General features: G+C 51.6%; 20 protein-coding genes and 1 pseudogene. 11 read left to right on the forward strand and 10 right to left on the reverse strand.

Annotated elements, in window-relative coordinates; translation table 11 throughout:
* Positions 1-10: 10 nt before the first annotated feature.
* The 3 genes from hutU to AAY72_RS06610 all read left to right on the forward strand — a co-directional run bounded on the left by hutU (position 11) and on the right by AAY72_RS06610 (position 5403).
* Positions 11-1687 carry a urocanate hydratase gene (gene hutU / locus AAY72_RS06600; protein WP_057786227.1) on the forward strand — a complete coding sequence of 559 codons (1677 nt, stop codon included), beginning with the start codon at positions 11-13 and terminating at the stop codon, positions 1685-1687.
* 3 nt (positions 1688-1690) lie between these two features.
* Positions 1691-3226, forward strand: a complete 1536-nt coding sequence (gene hutH / locus AAY72_RS06605; RefSeq protein WP_057786229.1) for a histidine ammonia-lyase — start codon at positions 1691-1693, stop codon at positions 3224-3226.
* Positions 3227-3381: 155 nt separating this feature from the next.
* Entirely contained in the window at positions 3382-5403 is a 2022-nt protein-coding gene (locus tag AAY72_RS06610) for a methyl-accepting chemotaxis protein (protein WP_057786231.1), read from the forward strand.
* Here the strand turns inward: AAY72_RS06610 and AAY72_RS06615 are convergent.
* Genes AAY72_RS06615 through AAY72_RS06630 form a run of 4 tightly spaced genes read right to left on the reverse strand, consistent with a single transcriptional unit; the run spans position 5400 to position 8477 of the window.
* Positions 5400-6224 (reverse strand): NAD(P)H-binding protein, encoded by an 825-nt coding sequence (locus AAY72_RS06615; RefSeq protein ID WP_057786233.1) that lies wholly within the window; start codon positions 6222-6224, stop codon positions 5400-5402. The two genes, AAY72_RS06610 and AAY72_RS06615, sit on opposite strands and share 4 nt — an antisense overlap.
* Before the next feature lie 4 nt (positions 6225-6228).
* Positions 6229-7131 carry a bifunctional GNAT family N-acetyltransferase/hotdog fold thioesterase gene (locus tag AAY72_RS06620; RefSeq protein WP_057786235.1) on the reverse strand — a complete coding sequence of 301 codons (903 nt, stop codon included), beginning with the start codon at positions 7129-7131 and terminating at the stop codon, positions 6229-6231.
* Positions 7116-7571: a D-aminoacyl-tRNA deacylase gene (gene dtd / locus AAY72_RS06625; RefSeq protein ID WP_008985571.1), complete on the reverse strand. Its 456-nt coding sequence runs from the start codon at positions 7569-7571 to the stop codon at positions 7116-7118. The genes AAY72_RS06620 and dtd overlap by 16 nt, the downstream gene beginning before the upstream one ends.
* A 3-nt stretch (positions 7572-7574) precedes the next feature.
* Entirely contained in the window at positions 7575-8477 is a 903-nt protein-coding gene (locus AAY72_RS06630) for a virulence factor BrkB family protein (protein WP_057786238.1), read from the reverse strand.
* Between the two features lie 192 nt (positions 8478-8669).
* Between AAY72_RS06630 and AAY72_RS06635 the strand changes: the two genes are divergently transcribed.
* Positions 8670-8951 (forward strand): hypothetical protein, encoded by a 282-nt coding sequence (locus tag AAY72_RS06635; RefSeq protein ID WP_008985569.1) that lies wholly within the window; start codon positions 8670-8672, stop codon positions 8949-8951.
* A 37-nt stretch (positions 8952-8988) separates the two neighbouring features.
* Here AAY72_RS06635 and AAY72_RS06640 read toward each other — a convergent pair whose 3' ends face one another.
* On the reverse strand, positions 8989-9837 hold the full coding sequence (locus AAY72_RS06640; protein WP_197408378.1) for a DMT family transporter: 849 nt from the start codon (positions 9835-9837) through the stop codon (positions 8989-8991).
* Between the two features lie 140 nt (positions 9838-9977).
* Here AAY72_RS06640 and AAY72_RS06645 point away from each other — a divergent pair, with 140 nt between their 5' ends.
* Positions 9978-10673 carry a pirin family protein gene (locus AAY72_RS06645; RefSeq protein ID WP_057786242.1) on the forward strand — a complete coding sequence of 232 codons (696 nt, stop codon included), beginning with the start codon at positions 9978-9980 and terminating at the stop codon, positions 10671-10673.
* A gap of 79 nt (positions 10674-10752) precedes the next feature.
* On the opposite strand, the gene AAY72_RS06650 is transcribed toward AAY72_RS06645, so the two are convergent.
* Positions 10753-11421: a PilZ domain-containing protein gene (locus tag AAY72_RS06650; protein ID WP_057786244.1), complete on the reverse strand. Its 669-nt coding sequence runs from the start codon at positions 11419-11421 to the stop codon at positions 10753-10755.
* 220 nt (positions 11422-11641) lie between these two features.
* On the opposite strand from AAY72_RS06650, the gene AAY72_RS06655 reads away from it, so the two are divergent.
* The 3 genes from AAY72_RS06655 to AAY72_RS06665 are packed head-to-tail and all read left to right on the forward strand — an operon-like array spanning position 11642 to position 13963.
* Positions 11642-12091 carry a DoxX family protein gene (locus AAY72_RS06655; RefSeq protein ID WP_008985565.1) on the forward strand — a complete coding sequence of 150 codons (450 nt, stop codon included), beginning with the start codon at positions 11642-11644 and terminating at the stop codon, positions 12089-12091.
* Between the two features lie 55 nt (positions 12092-12146).
* Complete coding sequence (locus AAY72_RS06660) at positions 12147-13028, forward strand: LysR family transcriptional regulator (protein WP_008985564.1); 882 nt, start codon at positions 12147-12149, stop codon at positions 13026-13028.
* Between the two features lie 20 nt (positions 13029-13048).
* Entirely contained in the window at positions 13049-13963 is a 915-nt protein-coding gene (locus AAY72_RS06665) for a pirin family protein (protein WP_057786246.1), read from the forward strand.
* On the opposite strand, the gene AAY72_RS06670 is transcribed toward AAY72_RS06665, so the two are convergent.
* From AAY72_RS06670 to AAY72_RS06685, 4 genes are all read right to left on the reverse strand, one after another.
* On the reverse strand, positions 13952-15334 hold the full coding sequence (locus tag AAY72_RS06670; RefSeq protein ID WP_057786248.1) for an ATP-binding protein: 1383 nt from the start codon (positions 15332-15334) through the stop codon (positions 13952-13954). The genes AAY72_RS06665 and AAY72_RS06670 overlap by 12 nt on opposite strands.
* Before the next feature lie 6 nt (positions 15335-15340).
* Positions 15341-16918, reverse strand: coding sequence for a methyl-accepting chemotaxis protein (locus tag AAY72_RS06675; protein ID WP_057786250.1), 1578 nt, complete (start codon positions 16916-16918; stop codon positions 15341-15343).
* 113 nt (positions 16919-17031) lie between these two features.
* Entirely contained in the window at positions 17032-18939 is a 1908-nt protein-coding gene (locus AAY72_RS06680) for an alkaline phosphatase D family protein (RefSeq protein WP_057786252.1), read from the reverse strand.
* The gene (locus AAY72_RS06685; RefSeq protein WP_057786254.1) at positions 18926-20029 is read right to left on the reverse strand and encodes an AI-2E family transporter; all 1104 of its coding nucleotides are present in this window, start codon (positions 20027-20029) and stop codon (positions 18926-18928) included. The genes AAY72_RS06680 and AAY72_RS06685 overlap by 14 nt, the downstream gene beginning before the upstream one ends.
* A 179-nt stretch (positions 20030-20208) precedes the next feature.
* On the opposite strand from AAY72_RS06685, the gene AAY72_RS06690 reads away from it, so the two are divergent.
* From AAY72_RS06690 to AAY72_RS06700, 3 genes and pseudogenes are all read left to right on the forward strand, one after another.
* Positions 20209-21573 carry a family 14 glycosylhydrolase gene (locus AAY72_RS06690; protein ID WP_057786256.1) on the forward strand — a complete coding sequence of 455 codons (1365 nt, stop codon included), beginning with the start codon at positions 20209-20211 and terminating at the stop codon, positions 21571-21573.
* A 98-nt stretch (positions 21574-21671) separates the two neighbouring features.
* Positions 21672-22424, forward strand: a complete 753-nt coding sequence (locus AAY72_RS06695; protein ID WP_057786262.1) for an ABC transporter substrate-binding protein — start codon at positions 21672-21674, stop codon at positions 22422-22424.
* 248 nt (positions 22425-22672) lie between these two features.
* A pseudogene (locus AAY72_RS06700) lies at positions 22673-23100 on the forward strand (site-specific integrase); the annotation flags it as partial.

Below are 23100 nucleotides of genomic sequence, written 5' to 3' on the forward strand. Positions count from 1 at the left end.
CGAGGTTGCTATGAACGATAACCGCATTGATAAAAGCCGGGTGATCCGCGCCCCCCGAGGCAGCCAAATCACCGCTAAGAGCTGGCAAACCGAAGCCGCCAAACGCATGCTGATGAATAATCTGGATCCGGAAGTGGCCGAACATCCCCAAGCGCTGGTGGTGTACGGCGGTATTGGCCGTGCCGCCCGCAACTGGGCCTGCTTTGATAAAATCGTCGAAGTACTGGACCGGCTGGAAGATAACCAAACCCTGCTGGTACAAAGCGGGAAACCGGTTGGCGTGTTTCCGACGCATCCGGATGCGCCACGGGTACTGATCGCCAACTCGAATCTGGTGCCGGCCTGGGCCAACTGGCAGCACTTTAACGAGCTGGACCGCAAAGGCCTGATGATGTACGGCCAGATGACGGCCGGCTCCTGGATCTATATCGGTACTCAGGGCATTGTGCAGGGTACTTATGAGACCTTTGTCGCTATTGCCAAGCAACACTTTGCCGGCAAGGCAGCAGGCAAGTGGATCCTGACCGGCGGCCTCGGTGGCATGGGCGGCGCCCAGCCACTGGCCGCGACGATGGCGGGCTTTCATATGCTGGCCTGTGAAGTGGATGAGAGCCGCATCGATTTCCGGCTCAAGACCCGCTATCTGGATCAAAAAGCCTACTCGCTGGATGAAGCTTTGGCTATGTTAGAACAAGCCAAAGCCAGCGGTAAACCGACCTCAATCGGCTTGCTGGCCAATGCGGCCGATGTGTTTAGCGAGCTGGTGGCCCGCGGTATCACGCCGGATGTGGTCACCGATCAAACCTCGGCGCACGATCCACTGAATGGCTATCTGCCACAGGGCTGGACGCTGGAGCAGGCGAAAGCCAAACGTACGGAGGATGAAGATACCGTGGTCGCGGCCGCTAAAGCCTCAATGGCCGTACAGGTAAAAGCCATTTTGGCCATGCAGCAGCGCGGTGCAGTAGCAACGGACTATGGTAATAATATCCGCCAGATGGCAAAGGATGTCGGTGTAGCCAATGCCTTTGATTTCCCTGGCTTTGTACCCGCCTATATCCGGCCACTGTTTTGTCAGGGCATTGGCCCTTTCCGTTGGGTAGCACTGTCTGGCGATCCGCAAGATATCTATAAAACCGACGCCAAGGTAAAAGAGCTGATCCCGGACGATCCGCACCTGCATAACTGGCTGGATATGGCGCGTGAACGCATTCAGTTTCAGGGCTTGCCAGCACGGATTTGCTGGATCGGCTTAAAAGATCGCGCCCGCATTTCGCTGGCCTTTAATGAGATGGTGAAAAACGGCGAACTCTCAGCCCCCATTATTATTGGCCGCGATCATCTGGACTCCGGCTCCGTTGCCAGCCCGAACCGCGAAACCGAAGCCATGCTGGATGGCTCAGATGCAGTATCGGATTGGCCATTACTGAACGCCCTGCTTAATACCGCCGGTGGCGCCACCTGGGTATCGCTGCATCATGGGGGTGGTGTGGGCATGGGTTACAGCCAACACAGTGGTGTGGTGATCCTGGCTGATGGTACCGAGCAGGCTGCCGCCCGCTTAAGCCGGGTGCTGTGGAATGATCCGGGCACCGGTGTAATGCGCCATGCCGATGCCGGCTATCAGATTGCGGTGGACTGTGCTCACGAGCAGGGTCTTGACCTCCCTATGTTAAACAGAGACTAATTTATGCACTACGCCCTACAACTTACTCCCGGCCAACTGACACTGGCGCAGCTGCGTGCCGTGCAGCAAGGCCCGGTCACGGTGACACTGGATCCGGCTGCGATCCCGGCTATCGAAAAATCGGCTGCTTGTGTCGCCGATATTATTAAGCAAAACAAAGTGGTGTACGGTATTAATACCGGCTTTGGGCTGCTGGCCAATACCCGTATCAAGCACGAAGAGCTGGAGCTGTTACAGCGCTCCATCGTGTTATCGCATGCCGCCGGCTTTGGTCAGTTTATGGCCGACAGCACGGTACGGCTGATGATGGTACTGAAAATTAACTCCCTGGCGCGAGGCTTCTCCGGCATCCGTTTAAGCGTGATCCAGTTGCTAATTGACATGGTCAACGCCGGGCTTTATCCGTGCATTCCGGAAAAAGGCTCGGTCGGCGCCTCTGGTGATTTGGCGCCGCTGGCGCATATGGTGCTGCCGCTGATTGGCGAAGGTGAAATCTGTTATCAAGGCCAAATCTATGATGCAAAAGAAGCCTTAGCCCTGGTCGGCTTACAGCCACTGACGCTGGCGGCTAAAGAGGGCCTGGCACTGTTAAATGGTACCCAGGCTTCTACTGCCCTGGCATTGGAAGGTTTGTTCCGGGCCGAAGATTTGTTTGCCGCCGGCAGCGTGGTTGGCGCCTTAAGCGTGGAAGCCGCCCTGGGTAGCCGCGCGCCCTTTGACCCGCGTATTCATCTGGCACGCGGCCAGCAAGGGCAAATTGACGCGGCCGCCATTTACCGCCACCTGCTGCAAGATAGCTCAGAAGTCGGCCAATCACATAAAGATTGCGAAAAGGTGCAGGATCCCTACTCGCTGCGCTGTCAGCCACAGGTAATGGGCGCCTGCTTAACGCAAATACGCCAGGCGGCCGCGGTTTTAGTCGTCGAAGCCAATGGCGTCACCGACAACCCGCTGGTGTTTGCCGACGATGGCGATATCTTATCCGGCGGCAACTTCCATGCCGAGCCGGTAGCGATGGCCGCCGATAATCTGGCACTGGCAATTGCCGAAATTGGTGCCTTGTCGGAGCGGCGGATGGCGCTGTTAATTGATGCCAGCTTAAGTAAGCTACCGGCGTTTTTAGTGCCGAATGGCGGCGTGAATAGCGGCTTTATGATTGCGCAGGTCACAGCAGCGGCGTTGGCGTCAGAAAATAAATCGCTGGCGCATCCGGCCTCAGTGGATAGCCTGCCGACCTCAGCTAACCAGGAAGACCATGTGTCGATGGCCACCTTTGCCGCGCGCAGGCTAGCCGATATGGCCGAGAATACCACCGGTGTGCTGGCCGTAGAGTATCTGGCGGCAGCGCAAGGGCTGGAATTCCGTGCGCCGCTAAAAACCACGCCGCTGTTGGAACAGGCAAAAGCCATCCTACGCGAGCAGGTAGCGTTTTATGATCAGGACCGCTATTTCGGCCCGGATATCGAACAAAGCGCCAACTTACTCCGCGACGGAAAACTGAACCAGTTTATACCGCCGCAACTGCTCTGCAGCTTCTAACAGTCAGACCTACCTTTGCCCGGCTTTGCCGGGCATTTTCTATCTCATTGCTGGCTAGACCAGTATCTAAAAACCTGTTAACGTTAATCCAGCAGCCAGAGAGCAATTATCAAACTATAACTATACTGAAATCTGGCCAGACAGGGGCTTACGCTATGAAGTTAAAAGTTGCGCATAAAGTTATTATTGGCTTTGGTTTTATTACGCTGTTATTGCTAATTGCCAGCCTTTCTGCCCTAAGTAGCTTCCGCAGCATTACCAACGCTAATACCCAAGTAAACGAACTGGCGGTACCCGCACAACAACAAAGCAATCTGGCACAAATTCAGTTACTACGCCTTGCCAGACTAACAGCCTCAGGCTTTACTGCCGAACAGCTGTCCGAGATCCAACGCTACCAGCAGAACTTTTTACAAGAACAAGCACAATTTGGTCAACTGGTAGCAAACTTTCCGCAATTGAGCGCAGGTGGCGAGTTACAACAAAGTCTGGATAGTGCCACGCAACATGCGAATCAATCTATAGCCGCCACCACACAGATGTTTAATGCCCGCTTGCAAAGCCTCAATCATCAGTCCGAGCTAACCGAGGAGCTCGCTCAGTTGGAAGTTTTGCTGGACGAGGCCGGTGCAGTCTTGATTGAACTGAGCGAACTAGAGTTACCGCGTAACCGCCAAACTGCCGAGATTATCGCCGGTACCGCAGCCCGCCTCGATGGCCAACTCGTCGGGCTGGTTAACACACTTAGGGAAACCGCGGGTTATAGTGAATATGCGCAGTTTGAGCGCAACAAAGATAACATCAGCTTTGCCCTCAGCGATATGCAGGTTAACGTCGACTATCTGGCTCAATTAGCCGATGGTATTAACACCGATGGTTTGTGGCAGCAATTCGCTGAACAATGGCAGCAATTAACAACACAGCTGGCAAAAGACACTAATCTGGTACAGCTGAAACAGTTACAAATGGCGGAGCAACAACGCGCCAGAGCAGAGTTACAAAACGCCGAACAACAAGCCGAGCAGGCACTGGTGCTATTAGGTAAAGTGGTAGCGGCAGCAGACCAGCAATTTAATAGCTTACAACAGCAGCTTACCGGCGCCCTAAGCTCAGGTAGCCAGCGTACCTGGTTAATTATGCTGATACTAATTATTCTGGCTGCAACCACCGCTTACTTTACGATCAGTGCCATGCTCAAACCACTGGCTGGTATCAACCATGTGTTGGGCTATGCTGCTGAAGGCGATCTGACCCGCACCCTAAAAATTCAGCAACAAGATGAATTTGGCGCCCTGTCAGAAAAGGTCAATAGTCTGATCACAGCACTAAGCAGTCTGCTAACCAATATCCAGCAAAATGCGGCCGCACTGAATACTACATCTCATCGTTCCACTCAGGCGGTCAGTGAGATCAATCAGTCACTGCATTTACAACAACAGCAAATCAGTAGTGTTAATCAAATTACCGAACAACTTGCTACCAGTACTGCAGCAGTCGCCAACCATGCTGCTGACGCCGGCGAGGCGATGCAGCAAGCCTTGCAACAAAGCCAGCAAATTAGTCGCTTGGCGGCCGATAATAATCAGCGCATCAATAAACTCGCACAACAGCTGGTTAGTACCAGCGCCATTATGCACAAGGTCAATGACGAGTCGACCAATATTGGCGGCATCCTGACCACCATTAGCGCCATTGCCGAACAAACCAATTTACTGGCCTTGAATGCGGCTATTGAAGCGGCACGCGCCGGTGAGCAAGGACGTGGTTTTGCGGTGGTAGCCGATGAGGTCAGATCGCTGGCAGGCCGTACTCAGCAAGCAACCCGCGAGATCCGGCAAATGATTGAGCATTTGCAACAACAAAGTAGCCAAGCAGTTAGCGCCGTACTTAGCGGTAATAAAGATGCCGAAGACTGTGTACAAACGATGACAGCGTTAGTCGAGGCCTTAGGTCAGGTTACGGAAGCAATGAGCGCGACGCTGGAAATCAGTAGTGCCGTCAATCAGGCCAGCAGCAGTCAGCGCCAGCTTGGCCAGGCGATCAACGACAGTATGCACCAGATGGTTGGCCTGGCGCAGCAAAGCGCCAATCAGGCTGAACAAACGCTGAGCAATAGTGCTGAAGTCGCGACCCTGGCGACGCAACTTCAGAGTGCAGCTGCCCGCTTTAAAATTTAATCCGGGCAATAGGCTAACGCGGCTCTGGCATCGGCAAAGCGAAACGCAAAACCACTATCCTGACAAAAAGCGCTACTACTCACCTGCCGCGCCGGCTCGGTTGCGGGCCCGCTCAGGTCGATACTGTCTGCGACCTGGCCTAAACTGTTAGCTGCCGCCTGATAGAATTCTGTTTTAGTTACCCGCTGTGGTGAACTCAGGTTATAGCAGGCGTGGGGCAAGGGCCAGCGGCTGAGAATTTGTAACACGGCAGCCGCCACATCGGCACTATGCACCATATTGACCGGCTGCATCGCCCCGCTCATTACACGACCTTGGACAAAGCGACCAGGATGCCGGCCCGGCCCCATTAAACCGGATAAGCGCAACGTTAGCCAGTTATCCTGCTGTTGCAGCGCCTGCTCACCGGCTGCCAACAGGGCTACCCGTGGCTGAGTCAGTTGCAGCTCGCTCCGCTCGTTAACGACGCCACTGAGCCCCTGATAAATACCGGTTGAGCTAATATGGATCCCGCCCTTTATCCCTGCAGCCTGGGCTAACTGCGCCAGTTGTTGTAATACCTGCGGATAGTCCGACACTCCTCCTTGCCGAGCACCGGGCGGAATAGTGCAAATTAGCCAGGCATCCTGAAAAAGCGCCAACTGTGCAGCAGACCAGGGCGACTGAAAATCCAGGGCGATACCTTGGATCGGTGCCGGCAAAGTCTCTGCTGCCGCTTGCGTGCGCCGGCTGCCAAAAACCTGGTAACCCGCGGCAGCCAGCACCGGCGCAAGTTGTTGCCCCAACCAGCCACAGCCAATAATCAGTACTTTTTCTGCCATTAAGTTACTCCGGCAATACCGCATACAAGCCGCTAAACTCGGCGCAAAGCTCACCTTCGGCAAACAACTGTACAGTAATTTGCTGCTTCACTCTTTTGCCTTGAGCCAGTGGTCTGAGATCGCCATGCACGGCAGCAAGTTGACAGACTGCTGTCGGTTGGCGGCGTATAGGTTTCAGATAGCGGATATTAGCATCGGCCAACACTTGGGCGCCATGCAGGCCCAGACTTTGTAACTGTAAATACAGCATGCCCCAGCCGGTTAACGTCGCCAGCGTGTAGATACTGCCGGCAAACATGGTCTGATGCAGATTAATATTGGGTGGCAGCGGCGCCGTGCATTGCAGCTGATAACCATCACATTGTTCAATCTGCAGTTGCATATAGGCACTAAGCGGAATAGTACTATGCCAGGTTTGTTGCAGGGACTGGCACCACTGTTGCCATTCCGCCGCGCTGCCAGCCAGACACAGCTGCTTTTGCATCCGCTGATGCGTAATACCAAACTGGGTCGGCGCTGTTGCGACGACCCGATACCCTTGACGCTGATAAAATGCCAGCGCGCTGTCGCGGGCGTTTAGTACGATATATTTCGTCCCCAGCTGCACCGCCTGCTGCTCTAGTGCCTGTAAAATACGGCTACCGGCGCCTTTGCCCTGCCATGACTCGGCCACCGCCATATAGCGGACCTGAGCAGTGTCACTATCAACTTGATGTAAACGCCCGACAGCCGCGACCTGCCCTTGTGGATCCAGTAGCATCTGATGAAAGCTGCTTTGCTCCAACTCATCCCGCTCTGAACCCGGCGGTTGCTGCCAGGGTGCGCGCAGCACCTGCCAACGCAGCTGATAATAGGCCTGCCACTGTGCCGGAGTTTGCGGACTAGCCAGGGTTAAGGTTTTTGCCATGAGCGGCTCTCCAGCATAAAAGTAACGGGGCCGTCGTTGGTCAGACTAACCTGCATATCGGCAGCAAACTGGCCAGTTGCAACTTGAAGCCCCAGCTCACGGCAGTAAGTGCAAAATGCCTGATAATACTGCTGCGCCAATGCCGGTGCTGCTGCGGGTGTAAAGCTGGGACGCAGCCCGGATTGAGTATCCGCTGCCAGGGTAAATTGTGACACCACCAGTAAGGCACCACCAGCCTGCTGTACATTCAGGTTCATTTTACCGTTGTCATCACTAAATACCCGGTAACGGCAAACTTTCTCTGCCAATTTTCGCAGATCGGCTTCGCAATCCCCGGCTTCAACCGCCAATAACACCAATAAACCCCGTTCGATTGCGCCAACCCTAATGCCGGCGACCTCAACTTTGGCCTGACTGACTCTCTGAATTAATGCTTTCATTGACTACTCTGTTTCAGTTTCAACTGCGTTGACCGCACGTTCCGGTACCGGACAAACTTCATCTTCCCGACATTGCCCGCTCTCACGCTGTTGCAATAAGGCTGTGAGCTCTGCACCGAGTAATACCACCATCCACGACAAGTGTACCCAGACAAATAAGATCGGTAATAAAGCTAAAGCGCCATAAATGGTTTGATAGGCTGTGAAATGGGTTACATACAACGCAAAACCGTATTTGGAAAACTCAAACAATACCATCGCCAGTAAGGCGCCCCATAGTGCATGCTTAACACGAACTTTAAGATTTGGTACCACCAGATACAGGATAAAAAACGCTGCCAGCGACATCAGATAGGGAACCAGCTCCAGCACCAGCGTCGAAAAGCCGGGCGTATAATCGTCAGCAAAAGCACTTAAACGAACCAGATAAGAGGTTACGCCAATCGACAAACCAAATAAAATCGGCCCTAGTGTTAGGATCATCCAGTAAATTGAAAACGAAATCACCAGCCGAGGCCGGCTGGTCACCCGCCAGATTTTATTCAGGGTTTTATCAATATTATGGATCAGCAACAGCGCTAGTATCACCAACGCCAGAATACCGACTGCCGTCATGCTACCGGTATTACCGATAAACTGCGTGAGATAAGCCTGGATTTCATCTCCACGCGACGGAATGACATTGGCATAGATAAACTGCTCCATATTCGTGCGAAACTCCGCAAACATCGGAAAAGCACTGAGCATCGCAAACATCACTGTCACCAGCGGCACCAGCGATAGTAACGAAATATAGGTCAGATAACCGCCGATTACCTGGATCTGATCTTGTTGACAACGCTGCCAATAGGCTTTGATAAAGTCGATACTTTGTCGCCAATAGCCTTGCCAGCCAGAAAATTGCATAAAAACTCCATGCTCGTCGCTTTTCATCGCATAGCCCGAAATAAAAGGATACTGGAAAAGATCAGTGCAAACCAGCCACTCGCATTTGCTGTTTATTTGTAAAAAAATGTAACGAATCGGCTATTTTAGCTGCATCCAGCGGCAAGATCCGCTATCTTTGTACCCGGATTAACCCAAAAAAGGAAACCCAACATGAAATTAGCAACGCTGGCGTTAGCCGGTATCATGGCGCTGATGGTTGCTGGTTGTGCCTCAACGGACGAGAATCGCTCCGCTCGGAAATCAACCGGCCAGACCATCGTTAATGAGAATGGTGAAGTCACTCACATTTGTCACACTGAAAAACCAACAGGTTCGCGTATTGGTGAACGGGTTTGTCGTACCGTAGAGCAAATTGAGCGTGATCGCGAAGCGGCCCGGGCTGAAGCCGCCCGTATGCAGCGTAGCAGCATGACAGCACCAGTGGGCGGTTAAACATCGCCGGGGATGTGGCAGTTGCCGCTGCCACATCCTAGCTCCTGTTACGGTGTGCGCACAACAACACCAAGCCCAGCCCCGACAATACCAGCCCCCCCGCAACCAGCAACCTGCTGTGCATAGGCTCAGCAAGCAGAATGACCGCGAGTAATGCTGCAACAACTGGTACCGCTAATTGTACCGAAGCCGCCTGCATCGCCGATAATGCCGGCAACACCCGATACCAGATCGCATACCCAATACCTGAAGTTAATGCACCTGAAGCCACAGCCAGCAACACACCAGACAGATCCCACTGCCAATATTGCCAGCCAAGCAGAGTGATAACGCTAGCTAATGGCACGCTACGTACAAAATTACCCGCAGTAACTAATAATGCCGGCCCGCCGGTTCGCCCTAACAGCGAGTACAGGCCCCAGGCCATCCCGGCACCAATCATCAGTAATCCGGCACCGGCAGAAGGTGCCGCTGCACCTGGCAAGAGTAAATACACCATACCAGACAGGGCCATTAGTGCCCCCAACCATTGCCAGCGAGTAACCTGCTCACGCTGTCTGACACTATATAACAACATTGTCAGTTGTACGGCAGCAAACAAGATTAACGCACCGGTTGCCGTATCTAACTGCAGATACGCATACGAGAACAAGATGGCATAACCAAACAAACTGAGGGCACCGAGCCAGGACCCGGCGACGCGAAGCTGGCGCTGTTCCCACCAAACCAGGAACAGTAATGTCAGGGCGCCCGCTGTCAGACGCACCAGGGTAAAACTGTTCGCATCGATCTCGGTAAGCGTAAAGGCGGCCCGGCTTAATAAACTATTGCCGGCAAACGCCAGAATGGATAACGCAGTCAGAATCAGTATGCGCCAAAATGTCAAAGTGTGCCCCGCCATGTTCTATTTTAAAGAATTTATTATTGAATTTTATTCGATATATTCGTTTTATTCAGCCTGCTAGACTACCGCTGTTGATGCAGCTCACTGCTCGTTGTTCAGTATTATCACATCCGGAGGTACCGATGTTAGAGATTATTCGCGCTAATCAACGTGGCCGTGCCCACTTTGGCTGGCTGAAAAGCCAGCATACTTTTTCCTTTGGTGATTACTACAACCCACAGCAAATGGGGTTCTCAGCATTAAGGGTAATCAACGACGATGAGGTAGCACCCGGCGCCGGTTTTAGTACCCATGGTCACCGCAATATGGAAATTATCAGCTATGTGCTGCGCGGGAAAATTGCCCATAAAGATTCTGCCGGTAATGAAGAAATTTTGCCGGCCGGTGAATTCCAGTTAATGAGTGCCGGCAAAGGTATTTATCACAGCGAATATAATGCCAGCCAGACAGAGATCCTAAAATTTTTGCAAATCTGGATTGAGCCAAATCAGCGCGATGGTGAGCCAGGATATCAGCAAAAGGACTTTGGCAACCAGGCTGGCTTAACCTGGGTGATCACCCCCGATGGCCGTGATGGCACCTTGCGCATCAAGCAGGATGCCGCTTTGGCGCAGCTGCTGTTAACCAAAGAGCAAGTATTAGATTTTCCGGTACAAGCCGGTCGCGCTTACTATCTGCATCTGATTGAGGGAGAGCTGGCCTTAGCGAATGTAACATTGGCAGCAGGCGATGGTTTAAAGATCGCAGCTGTCGACAAGCTGCAGGGCGTGGTAACGCAGGGGCCGCTGCGAGCGCTATGGTTTGATTTACCGCTGTAACACGAGATTGCCTGTTAGCCCGACCTTAGCGGGCTAACACAGAGCTGCAGACACTGAGAGCGCGCCAGTAACCATAACGCTACTTGTCGTGACTGAGCTGCATCAAACGTTCAAAGCTGGCTAACGGCAGCGCCTGAGCAAACTCTAAGCCAAGCCGCACCGTACCGGTGGGTCGGGTACTGCGCTTCACCATGGCCGCGACCGTCGGCAAAGTGTCAGGTAACAACAGACTTAACTGCTCGCCGCGCCCTATTAACGGAGCCTCTTGGCTTAAGGCCAATAAGCCGCCTTTTACCGACAAATCTAACAATTCCGCCTCAATTTGCTCGCCGGCTGCCAGCTGGATCTTAACCGGGATGCGCACCGGGTTGCGCTTATCAGAGCGCAGTGATAAGTACTGCGCCACTTCCGGATAGCGAATAACCAACAACCGGTATGGATGGCTTATGACATTTAAAATTTCAGATTTAAAAGCATAAACTCTGCCCTGCTCAGCCTCTGCCACAAAACGGCATATCAACCCGGTTCGTTGTGACAACATGTTTTTTGGTAGTGCCGGTTCAGTCGCAGCGATTCTGAGCAACAGAAATTGTCGCTTTTCGAACCCCACTAACTCAGCCCGGATTCGAAACGCTGAGTTAACTAATAACTGGACTTCTAGCCGAAGCCCAAGATTAAACGCCTGCCAAAATGTTGCGTCCGGCTCCAACTCTGCTAGCGTCACCGAACCTTTACTTTCTATTTTCATCTATCAGCCTGGCATCCAGAAAGACTATTAGTGGATTCTAACAAAAGTTACAGATACCACCTATAAGACTTTGGCTTAGTCCAGCAGGACATTCTAAAAATAAGAACAAATAGATAAATTATATCCAATTTTAACAATCAATAATCTGCACTATAGTTACCTCATCGACAACAGTTAGTTCGACAACAGTAAAAAATTCACTTAATTTGAGGTTACCGATATGAATAAAGCAACAGCGTTAATTCAACAAATTACTACAACCCAAGCAGGCTGGGGTGCCTTAGCACTGCGGGTTCCGGTCGGCATTATTTTTGCGGCTCATGGCGCACAAAAACTATTCGGCTGGTTTGGCGGTTATGGTTTAGCGGGCACAGGCGCCTGGATGGACAGTATTGGCTTAACACCTGGTGTGGTAATGGCCTTTTTGGCGGGCGCGGCAGAGTTCTTTGGTGGTCTGGCGTTAATCCTCGGATTCTTAACCCGGCCTGCCGCGGCGGCACTGGCATTCGCCATGTTGGTTGCCATCTTTAGCGTACACTTTGAAAACGGTTTGTTTATGAGCAACAATGGCTACGAGTTTGGCTTAGCGTTATTAGCAGCCAGTGTCTCCTTGCTGTTCAGCGGGGCGGGTAAAGTATCTGTCGATGCGTTAATCAGCCGCAAGCACTAACTTCGCCAGGCAGTTTGCCTAAGCCGGCAAACTGCCTCTTTTGCAGGAGCGACAGATGGCACGTTCAACGTTGGAACAATGGCGGATGTTTAAAGCCGTCGCCGAACATGGTGGTTTCCATCAGGCAGCTGAAGTTGTCTATAAGAGCCAGTCTACGGTACACCACGCTGTGCACAAACTGGAACAAACTCTTGATGTCCAGCTGTTTCAGGTGGAAGGCCGGAAAACGACGCTTACCGCTGCCGGTGAACAATTATTACGCCGGATTAACTTTTTGCTGGCCGAAGCAGATCGGATGGAAAATGTCGCACTGAATTTAAAAGCCGGCGTAGAATCCAAACTGAGTATTGCCGTGGATGAGGCTTTCCCGCGCGATATTCTCTATCAGACCCTGGCCGCCGTTTCGGCGGAATACCCGCTGATCCGGATCGAATTACTGGAGACTATCTTGTCTGGTGCCAACGAGTTACTGAGCCAGGGTAAAGCAGAAATCGCGGTCTCACCTTTTACCTTGCCGGATAATCTGAATGAAGACCTGTGTCAAATCGAGTTTATTGCAGTAGCCGGGCCGCAACACCCCCTGACTCAGCCAAGACGGGAGCTGGCTTTGGAAGAGTTGAAACAATGCCGGCAAATCGTGTTACGTGATTCGGCACAGCATCAGAAGAAAGATGTCGGCTGGTTAGGATCAGAGCAACGCTGGACTGTAAGCCATGTTGCAACGTCAATTGAGTTATTACGTAAGAATTTGGGCTTCGCCTGGTTACCTAAGCATGCCGTACAACCCTTTTTGGATAATGGTGAACTCTTACCCTTACAACTCCCCCGTGGCAGCAGCCGTACCTTCACTTTTTATTTGAATTTTAATGATGCTGATACACTTGGCCCGGTAGCACGTAGCTTCTTAGGTCATTTACGCTACCTGAGTAATGATTAACAGACCATGGAGAGCAAATAATGAGTAATCAACAACCACAGATTGATGCGGATTGTGAACTGGGGCAAAGCTGCCCTGGCATCGCGATGATTATCGAACCTAAAGCCAAAGATCTCGGTGGTTTTACCGTGCGTCGTTGTCTACCCGTGAGGCAGCAGCGTAATGTCGGTCCCTGGATCTTCTTCGACGAAATGGGCCCGGCGCAGTTTGAGGCAGGTAGCGGGGTTAACGTCAGACCCCACCCTCATATCAACCTGGCAACAGTGACTTATCTGTTTGCCGGCGAAATTCTGCACCGCGACTCGCTGGGCAGTTATCAGGCAATTCAGCCAGGTGATATTAATTTAATGGTCGCTGGGCGTGGCATCGTGTACTCTGAACGTGAACGGCCCGAAGTGCACCAACAAGCACATCCTTTGCATGGCTTGCAGTTATGGCTGGCGCTGCCAGAAGCCGACGAAGAATGCGATCCTGGTTTCTATCATTATCCCTCTGACAGTATTCCAACCCTGGAGCTGGCTGGCGTGCCAGTTCGGGTGATGATTGGTCAGGCATACGGCGTGACCTCGCCAGTGAAAACCTTCTTCGAAACACTCTATCTGGAGGCTCGTTTACAGGCAGGGCAAACGTTGAAACTGCCACCAGCCGCTGAGCGGGCGCTGTATTTAACGCACGGCGAACTGACGCTGCGGGGAAGCCGCATTCAGGCACAACAACTGGTGGTATTAAGCGCTGAGACTGAGCTGGAAGTTTGCGCCAGCACTGACTGTCAGCTGGCGCTGATTGGCGGCGAGAGCATTGGCCAACGCTTTATCGAATGGAACTTTGTTTCCAGCAGTAAAGCACGGATTGAGCAGGCCAAAGCCGACTGGCAAGCCGGACGCTTTGCCAAAGTTCCTGGCGATGAGGAAGAGTTTATTCCGTTACCGGGCTAAGTCATCAAGCCGGACACTAAACCGGGTACCAATACCTGGTTTAGAGACCACACTGATCGCGCCGTGCAGATTTTTCTGCACAATGTTATACACTATTGATAGCCCAAGCCCCGTGCCGCCGCGACCGCGTCGGGTGGTAAAAAAGGGTTCGAAGATCCGCTGCTGTGCGTCTTTTGGGATGCCACAGCCATTATCGGTCACCCGGATTTGCACCCGATCTGCTGCCAGGGCTTCAGTTTCGATCACGACCAACGGCACCTTGTCAGCTGCTAAGTCTTCAAACGCATGGATACAGGCATTGGTGATAAGGTTAGTCAGCACCTGCGCAATCGCCCCGGGGTAAGAACTGAGCGTGACGCCACTATGCAGAGCCAGCTCAATCTGCACCTGATGCTGTTTACAAAAAGGCAGTAAGGTATTGACGACAGCCAGAATGTAATCATCAATCGCAAAACGATGCAGCTCGTAGTGTGACTGATCAACAGCACTCTGCTTAAATTGGCTGATTAACTCGGCTGCCCGTAACAGATTGCGTTCTACCAATTCAGCAGAGCTTTGTAATTCCGTCAACGTCTGCTGCAGTTGGCTTTTCCCCAAAGTGCCGGCGTTGATACTTTGCTGGACCGTGTTTAACAAATAATTGCAATGCGAAATCCCGGTTAAACCGATGCCAACCGGTGTGTTGACTTCATGTGCAATACCGGCAACCAAACTACCCAAGGAGGCCATTTTCTCGGATTCAATTAAATGTTGCTGGGTTTGTCTTAACTGATCCAATGTTTGCTGCAAATGCGCAGTGCGCTCTGACACCAGGCTTTCCAGACGCTCGTTGCTTTGTTCCAGTTGCTGCTGATAGCGCAAGCGCTCTGCCGCCGCTAGTATCCGACCATACAGATCAGATAAGGCGCCAACAAAGCCCGCATCCTCATCGGTCCACTGCCGCGGTGCACCGGTTTGCTCACAACAGATAATGCCGATAACTTCGCCCTGATAGCGCAGTGGCACATCCAACATCGACCAGATATCCTGCGGCAACAGGTAAGACTCGGTAAATTCCGACGTTGCCGGATCCGTTCGCGCCTTACTGGCATTGATTACCCGCTTTTTATCCAGCTCAGCAAAATAGCGCGGAAACTGCTGACGACTTAATACCGGCAAGGCATCGCTGATCCCGGCCTGCAAACAACAGATTTGCTGGCATTGGATAGCGTCACGCTGCGGGTTATATAACCAGATACTGGCCCGGCTAATTGCCAGCCCCTGCAAGCAACTTTGCAATAAACGTTGCTCTGCGCGCGCCTTATCACCGCTATCCAGCACGGGATCCATCGATAACGACAGCAGCAAGTTTTCCAGTAAATCGTTAAGCATCGGCGACTAGGCTACCCGGAAGCGTGCGGCGACTTGTTGTAAATCATTACCCAGCTGGCTTAGGTTGGTACTGGCCATCGCGGTCTGCTCACTGGCCTGTGCCGATTGCTCAGCAACATCGCGAATACTAAAAATACTGCGGTTAATCTGCTCTGCTACTGTACTTTGCTGCAGGGCGGCCGCAGCAATTTGCTGATTCATCGCCTGAATGCTCTGCACCGCCTTGCTGATGGTTTCAATTGCCTCGCTCACATTGTCGGCACTGCCCAAAGTATGCTCGGCCAGGCCGGCGCTTTTGGTCATATTAGTGACTGCCGCCTCTGCTTTATGCTGCAGGGCACTGATTAGCTGCTCGATTTGTCCGGTTGACTCCTGAGTCCGGAACGCCAAAGCCCGCACTTCGTCGGCCACCACAGAAAAACCGCGTCCGGCATCGCCGGCCCGCGCTGCCTCAATAGCCGCGTTCAGGGCCAGCAAATTCGTTTGATCGGCAATACTTTTAATCACATCTAACACTGCACCGATATTGCTGCTTTGTTGCTTTAATTCACTGATGGCCTGTGCGGAATTCGCAACTTCGTGCGCCAGGGTTTTAATATGTTGAATGGTTTGGCTAACTACCTGCTCACCCCGCTGCGCTTCAGTAGCCGATTCGGTAGCCGCACTGGATGCCTCCTCAGCATTCTTTGCAACATCCTGCACCGTTGCCGCCATTTCATTCATCGCCGTGGCCACTTGCTCCGTTTCTGCCTTTTGCTGGCTGACTCCAGCCGCATTTTGCTGCGAGATGGCCGCCATCTCCTCCGTGGCGGTGGCCAGCTGGGCGATGCCGGAGGTCAAATTGTGTAGCAGATCCCGTAAGCTGACCGTCATTTGTTGCATTGCCCGCATCAGTTGGCCAGGTTCGTCCAGGCGATCGGTAGGTAAGTTCGCCGTGAGATCACCGGCAGCAATTTTTTCCGCCACACCCACTACACGTTGCAACGGCACCACCACCATAGTAGTGATAGTAAAAGCCGCAGCTATCCCGATTAAGACTGCCAGTAATGCAGCAATAATCACGATGCGCTCAACCTCAGTCACTTGCTGCTCCAGATTACTTAATTGATTAGCAACAGAGTCAGTGCCCGCCTGATCAGCGGCTTGTGCCGCTTCAGTCATTTGCTGCTCGAGCGCATTAGCTGCGGCAGAACCAGACTCTGCAGTAGCTAGTTGCTGTAAAGCTTGTTGATATAAAGCAATGTGTTGCAACATCTGTTGCATTAATGCCCGACTACGCTCAGTGCTAAACTGCGTCAGACTTTTCTCTCCTAACGCTTTAGCATTGCCCGCCAGCTCTACCGCCCGGCGATAATACTGCGGGTCCTGGCGCAACAAAAAATTCTTTTCCTGTTGTCGCGCTTCACTGACCAACAAATTCGCCTCGCTAACGTCAGCTACCAGCTTAAAGCGGCTGTTTAACGTTTCCAGGGCGTTATAACTGATCACAGAGATCACAACCAGGATAAGCAGTACCAAACCAAAACCAGTTAGTAGTTTGGCCCGCACGCTGATATTTTGCAGCGATTTAGTGAATGCACCCATAGCAGCATATTCCTATCTGTTTGTTTTCTTTTAATTATTATTATAAGAAGCGAATTTAAACGCTTTATCAGTGTATAAGGTTTAACTGATTTGGCAAGTTGGAGCAGCACTGATTATTCCCAGCGCCCTTCCTCTTCACGTAACACAAAGCGAATCTTACGCCCATCGGCACACAGCTGCATGACCTCTCGTGGCGAACCATCAGCATTGAGGGTGACCAGCCCGACTCCAGAAGCGTTTAGTAACCGCTCGCCGGGATCGGCCGTTTCCGGTTTGTGAGGTATTACCTGCATCCGGCGGCGGCGGGTAAACCAGTTTAATGGCGAGCGTGGCGAGTACAGCCAACGGTTTAAGCGATCAAAAACATCGAGCAGTTTTTTGGGGAACTCATTCTTCAGGCCACTGCTGGTAATTTGCCACAAGTCAGGTCCACGTCTTTTACCCCTTAACCTGATATCGTAAACAAAGGAGTAGTGCACATCACCCGACAAAATAACAAAGTGCCGCGGCGTTTTCGGGTGCCGGAACAAATTGAGCATGGCATGGGCGGCACCCGGGTGAGCCATCCAGTTTTCTGCATCAACCAACAGCGGCTTACCACACCAGGCAAATACCCGCTGAATGCTTTCAATTAACTTTACACCAAAAATCGGCGCCGGCGAGACCAGAATCACTGCCTCTAACCCCAACAGGCGTTGCTGCAAATCGGTAATGGCTTCCCAATCCATCAACCCAGACGGACTCTCCAGTGAGCGCTCCGAGCGCCAGCGCTGAGTGCGGGTATCCAGCACTAGCAGTGGCGGCTCGGTCGGCCACTGGTATTGCCATTGGTTAAAACGAAATAACTGCTGCAGTAATTTATCGTGCAAGTCCTGCCCCGGCTGCGCCAGCACCTGCTGTACCTGTTGCAGCAAGTCCGCACTAAAGGCTTCAGGACAATTACCCCAACCTTGACACAACAGGTAGCCCAACAAGGCATTACCAATAATCCGTGCTGAAAAATCGTGGTTATAAGCAGCCTGCTCCCAGGCCGCCGTTAAATTCCAATCATCTGTAATATCATGATCGTCGAAAATCATCGCCACCGGTAAATGCGCCAAGGCTCTTCTCACCCGCGGCAATCCTTCAACAAATTGCTGCGATATCTGTTGCTGTTGCTGATATTGTTGTCGCTGCTGTGCGTCCAGTTCCGGTGCAGCTGGCCATACCCCGCTCGCCAGCACCTGTTGCCAGGGCTGCGGCGACCAAACCAATAAATACATTGCCAGCACTTCACCCAGACTAATCAGATGATTATGGGCTGAGTCTGAAGTAAATACCGGTTTACGTACTCCACCGAATACCTTAGTCACCATATCGCGGCTAAGTTTATTATCCGGCAACAAGGCTTCCCGCTTCAGATAGTAAGGCTGCAGCTGGTGCAGTTCGCCGGCACTGGCGACTTCACTGCAGGGTAGCGTTTCATCTGGCAAGCCCAGTTGCGGCAGTAAATGGTGGATGGCAACTAACATGGGTGTCGCCACATCATCAGCATAAATCTGATCGCCACTTAGCATTAACAGTGCCGGCCACTGCTCCGGCGTCGTCTCGGCCAGTAACTGCTCCACCTGCAGTAAACCATCAGCAGCAGGATGATGCGGTTTACGGCAGGAGCCGTGCAACAGTTGCCGCACATCAGGTTGTAAGACAAAAAATGGCTCAGGCTGATCGGTAAAGCACAGATCCGGCGCCCACTGCTGCCAGCTCTCACCGTTTAATAATAACTGGTAGTAAATTGGCTGCTGGGTTGGCAAGGCGGCTGGCAGTTGAAGATCCAGCAACTGAAAGTACAGCTTGGCACCGGCTTTAAGTTCGGTATGTCCGGCTTTTAAATGATCTTGCGAAAGTCTAATCGCTGCGCCATCTTGTGGTGTGAGCGTGAGATCTAGCCTTACCGGGGCATCGGTTGCCAGCCAAAACGTCAACCTCTCTGGCGTCAACCGCCTTAAAATGGGCCCGGCCCAAACCTTAACTGCTGCCATCCACCTCTACCCTGGAGTTTACCTCGGTTACCTCAGCGGCCGGCGGCACTTCCCGTAACCACTCACGCCACATTGCTACTAGCAGCGCCATTAGCACCGGACCAATAAATAAGCCGACCAGCCCCATCGTCTTTACCCCACCGATTAAACCAAAAAAAGTAGGTAAAAAAGGCAGCTTAATTGGCCCACCGACCAGAGTCGGCCGGATGGTTTTATCGACAATAAACAGCTCAATACTGCCCCATAAGAACAAGGCAATACCTGCCGTCAGATCGCCCGTTCCCACCAAATAAAGAGAAATCAGTGTAAACGCCAGCGGCGCCCCACCCGGGATCAACGCCATAAAGCCAGTGATCACGCCAAAAGCCACCGGCGACGGCACCCCGGCAATCCAGTAGGCGACACCTAGCACTATCCCCTCGCCAATCGCAATCACGGTCATGCCCAGCACCGTAGAGCTTACGGTGGCAGGCACCACCCGGGAGAAACGCTGCCAACGCGCAGGTAAAATTCTCTCCCCGACCGTATCTAACTGACCCGCAAATTTATCGCCATCTTTGTAAAGAAAGAACAGCGTGATCAGCATAAATAAAATGGTTAACAAAGCGCCGGCCGTTTGCCAGCCCAGATTTAATACAGTACGCGAGATCCCGCTCAGGTGTTCACCACTAATCACACTGACTGCATGCCCCAATTGATGAGGTTCACTTAAATAATCCTGCCAGATTTGCGCCAGCCAGCTTCCTACGCCGGGTAACGCGGCAATCCAATCGGGTACTGGCGCTCCCGATTGATTCGCTGCCAATAACCATTTCATCCAGAGCTTCATTTCTGCTATCGCATAACTAAACACCCAGGTTAGCGGTACCACCAGACACAATACAATCAGAATCAGCGCCAGCGTCGCGGCAAGGGTTGTATTATTACCACACTGCCTGACTAACCGCTGATATACCGGCCAACTGGCAAAACAAATAATCAGCGCCGCCAGCACCGGTACCAGAAAGCCAATAAAAAAATACACCCCTGCCGCCAGAATAAGGAGCAATAACGCTCTGCTAACGGCAACATTGCTGAAAATTTGTGACATAAGGATACCCGGATTAAGGTCTTACACTCTCAGTAACTACCATAACATGGCGTAGTTTCTGGAAAACAGAATTGATAATAACACAGTGCCAGACTCTGGCGAGGTTGGCAAAGTCGCCATTTTGACAGCAGGGACTTTTCGACCTAGAGTATCGGGTCTTTAGTTAACGGAAAGCTGTCATGCGTAAAGTGATGTTGTTCTGTTCACTGTTATTTTGTTTAACATGGCCGGTACAGGCACTACCAGAAATTAATGCCATGGCGCCCTTAATTGTCAGGGAGCGCAGTGAATTTCAGCATCAACTCAAGGTCGCAAAAAAACTTGGAATAACAGCAATCTCAGTAGATGTTTGGTGGGGGCTGGTGGAGCAAGCCGGAGACCAACAATTTGTCTGGCACTACTATGATGATGTTTTTTCAGATATTCGCGCTGCCGGACTAAAAATTATCCCCATTATGGCATTTCATCAATGCGGCGGTAATGTGGGTGACGACTGCGATATCCCGTTACCTGGCTGGATTTGGACACATTATCAAAGAAAGGGTATTGCGCCTGACGATTTACGCTATCAAAGCGAAGACGGTAATACGGCCAATGAAACCCTGTCACTATGGTCAGATGAACTGGTAAAAAACCAATATATTGAGTTTATGCAAGCTTTCGCAACGCGATATCAGACAATAGCCACAGACTTTGTTGAACTGAATATTTCTATGGGGCCAGCCGGTGAGTTACGCTACCCTTCATATAACAGCCATGATGGCGTCGCCGCGGCTTTTCCGTCACGCGGACGTTTTCAGGCCTACTCTTTATTGAGCAGAACTGACTTCCAACTCTGGCTGGAGCAACGCTATCAAAACATCGCCACACTCAACTCAGGCTGGGGCACTGCTTATCAAAACTTCACAGAGATCGCACTCCCACTGTCCTGGGACCAGGCGATAGCAAGCAACCAGCATCTGACCGAGCCATCCAGGCAAGACTTTTTGCAATGGTATCACCAAGCACTGGTGGCACACGGCGCCAGGATGTTGCGCTATGCAGAATACGCTTTCCAACAGCTACCAGCCGAAATTCCATTGGGTTTTAAAATCCCCGGTATTCATTGGACAATCAACTCTGACATTGGCGCTCGTACCGCAGAGTTAGCTGCCGGTATTATTGATGCGAATGCCGCCTTCAGTTCCACACCTGAGCCGGGTTATCAGCAAATAATCGCTCTGGCAGCTCCGAAAGCCAAACAACCGCGCAAAGTTGTAGTGCATTTTACCGCGCTCGAAATGTCTGATGAGCCAGAGGGTGAGGCAGGTTCTATGCCAAGCACACTGGTGAACTGGATTGGTGCAGAAGCACGTAGACAGGGTGTTATATTAAAAGGCGAAAATGCGCTCGCCGCAGGTCTCTATCATGCCGAGGGCTGGAGTAACCTGCAACAAGTGCTACGAAATGGCAATTATCAGGGACTGACGTTATTGCGCCTTAATGACATCGTCGAGAATCCGTTAGCTGTAGCTACCCTACAACAGCTGCAGCCGGGATTTTAGTCATGTTTTATTGAAATAGTTAGCCGAATTAGACTTCGCTTGTTTTTCGGATATAGCATGCTAAGTTAAAAGTGCGGCGGTATTCATCTGAGGTGTTGGTGCGCGGCTTGTTATTGATTAGTTCGTTGATATTAACCTCGGCGCCGGTCGTCGCCGATACCGGCTCACTGCGGGCTATTGTCAGTAGCTCTAACGCGCCCCCTTATGCACTGTTTGACGAGAGTGGCGATCTAGCTGGGGGGATCAGCAAAGATATTCTTGAAGCTCTTGCCAGCCGCAGCACACTTACCCTGAACTTTTTACCTTTACCCCGGGGACGGGTGGAACAATGGTTACTTCGTGACGAAGCTGACATCGCTTGCTTTCTGAGTCCGGCATGGGTTGAGCAGCCAGAGCTTTTGGCTTGGAGTCCCAGCCTCTTTACAACGCGCCAGGTTATCGTAAGACGCAGTCATAGCCCTTCTATCACCCAGCTCACTGATCTATTGGGTAAGCGGGTCGGCACCGACCGTGGTTTCAGCTACCCTGAATTTGATGCAGTCTTTTCACAGCGCCTGATTATTCGGGATGACGCCATCTCACTACAAAGCAATCTGATGCGGCTGCAAAAACAGCGACTTGATGCGGTACTGACTGTGGATCGGGCTTATGAATATCATCAGCAACAATTTAATAGTGAAGGCTTGCATGCAGACCCGCTTTGGACAGCACCAGATAACGTCTACTGCGCGATTAACCCTAATCGGCCAGAATTAGCAAGTCGGGTGCAGCAAACGCTGCAGTTAATGATAGATGATGGCACTATCCAGAGGATTTTGTTACGTTACCAACCAGCAGTTCGCAACGAGTAGTCGCTGCCTGATATAGCACCCTGAACGCTGATATGTGAATGCTCAACGACATTGTAAAAAATGAGAGTGGCGGTTATGTATGATTTGGTGCCTAGGGTCGGACTCGAACCGACACGGAGTTTCCCCCGGCGGATTTTGAATGAAATGACTATAAGATATTGTTGCTATAAATTCAGTAGCTTAACAATATAAATCCTCCACCTTTGAAAAAACTTCACAAAAGGTGTTCCGGATTTAGGAGTCATATCATGGCAAAAATCCTTGAGAAACACACACTTGCACCTAACCTAAAAATTTACAAACAATCGAACTGTTATAACTGGATTGTACGCTTAAAAGTGGACAAAACCTATATCATTCGATCCACTCAAACTCCTGATTTACCGCAGGCAATAGCTAAAGCACATCGTCTCTTGATTGAATTTGAAATTCGTTTTGAAACAAATAACTTTGTTGTTGAATCAAAGCGTTTTGCATTTATTGCCGAGAAAGTTATTGAGCAAATGAAAGTCGCAAAGGCAACAGGCACAGGTAAAGTCATTTACGATGACTACATTGGTGCGCTGAACAAGTATCACATCCCCTTCTTTGGCGATACTCATATAACTCGTATCAATGCCGATCAACTTGATGATTTTGACGTATGGCGAGTGAATGTTCGGCGACAATTAGGATG

This window comes from Alishewanella sp. WH16-1, from assembly GCF_001441695.1.
GTDB lineage: Bacteria > Pseudomonadota > Gammaproteobacteria > Enterobacterales > Alteromonadaceae > Alishewanella > Alishewanella agri.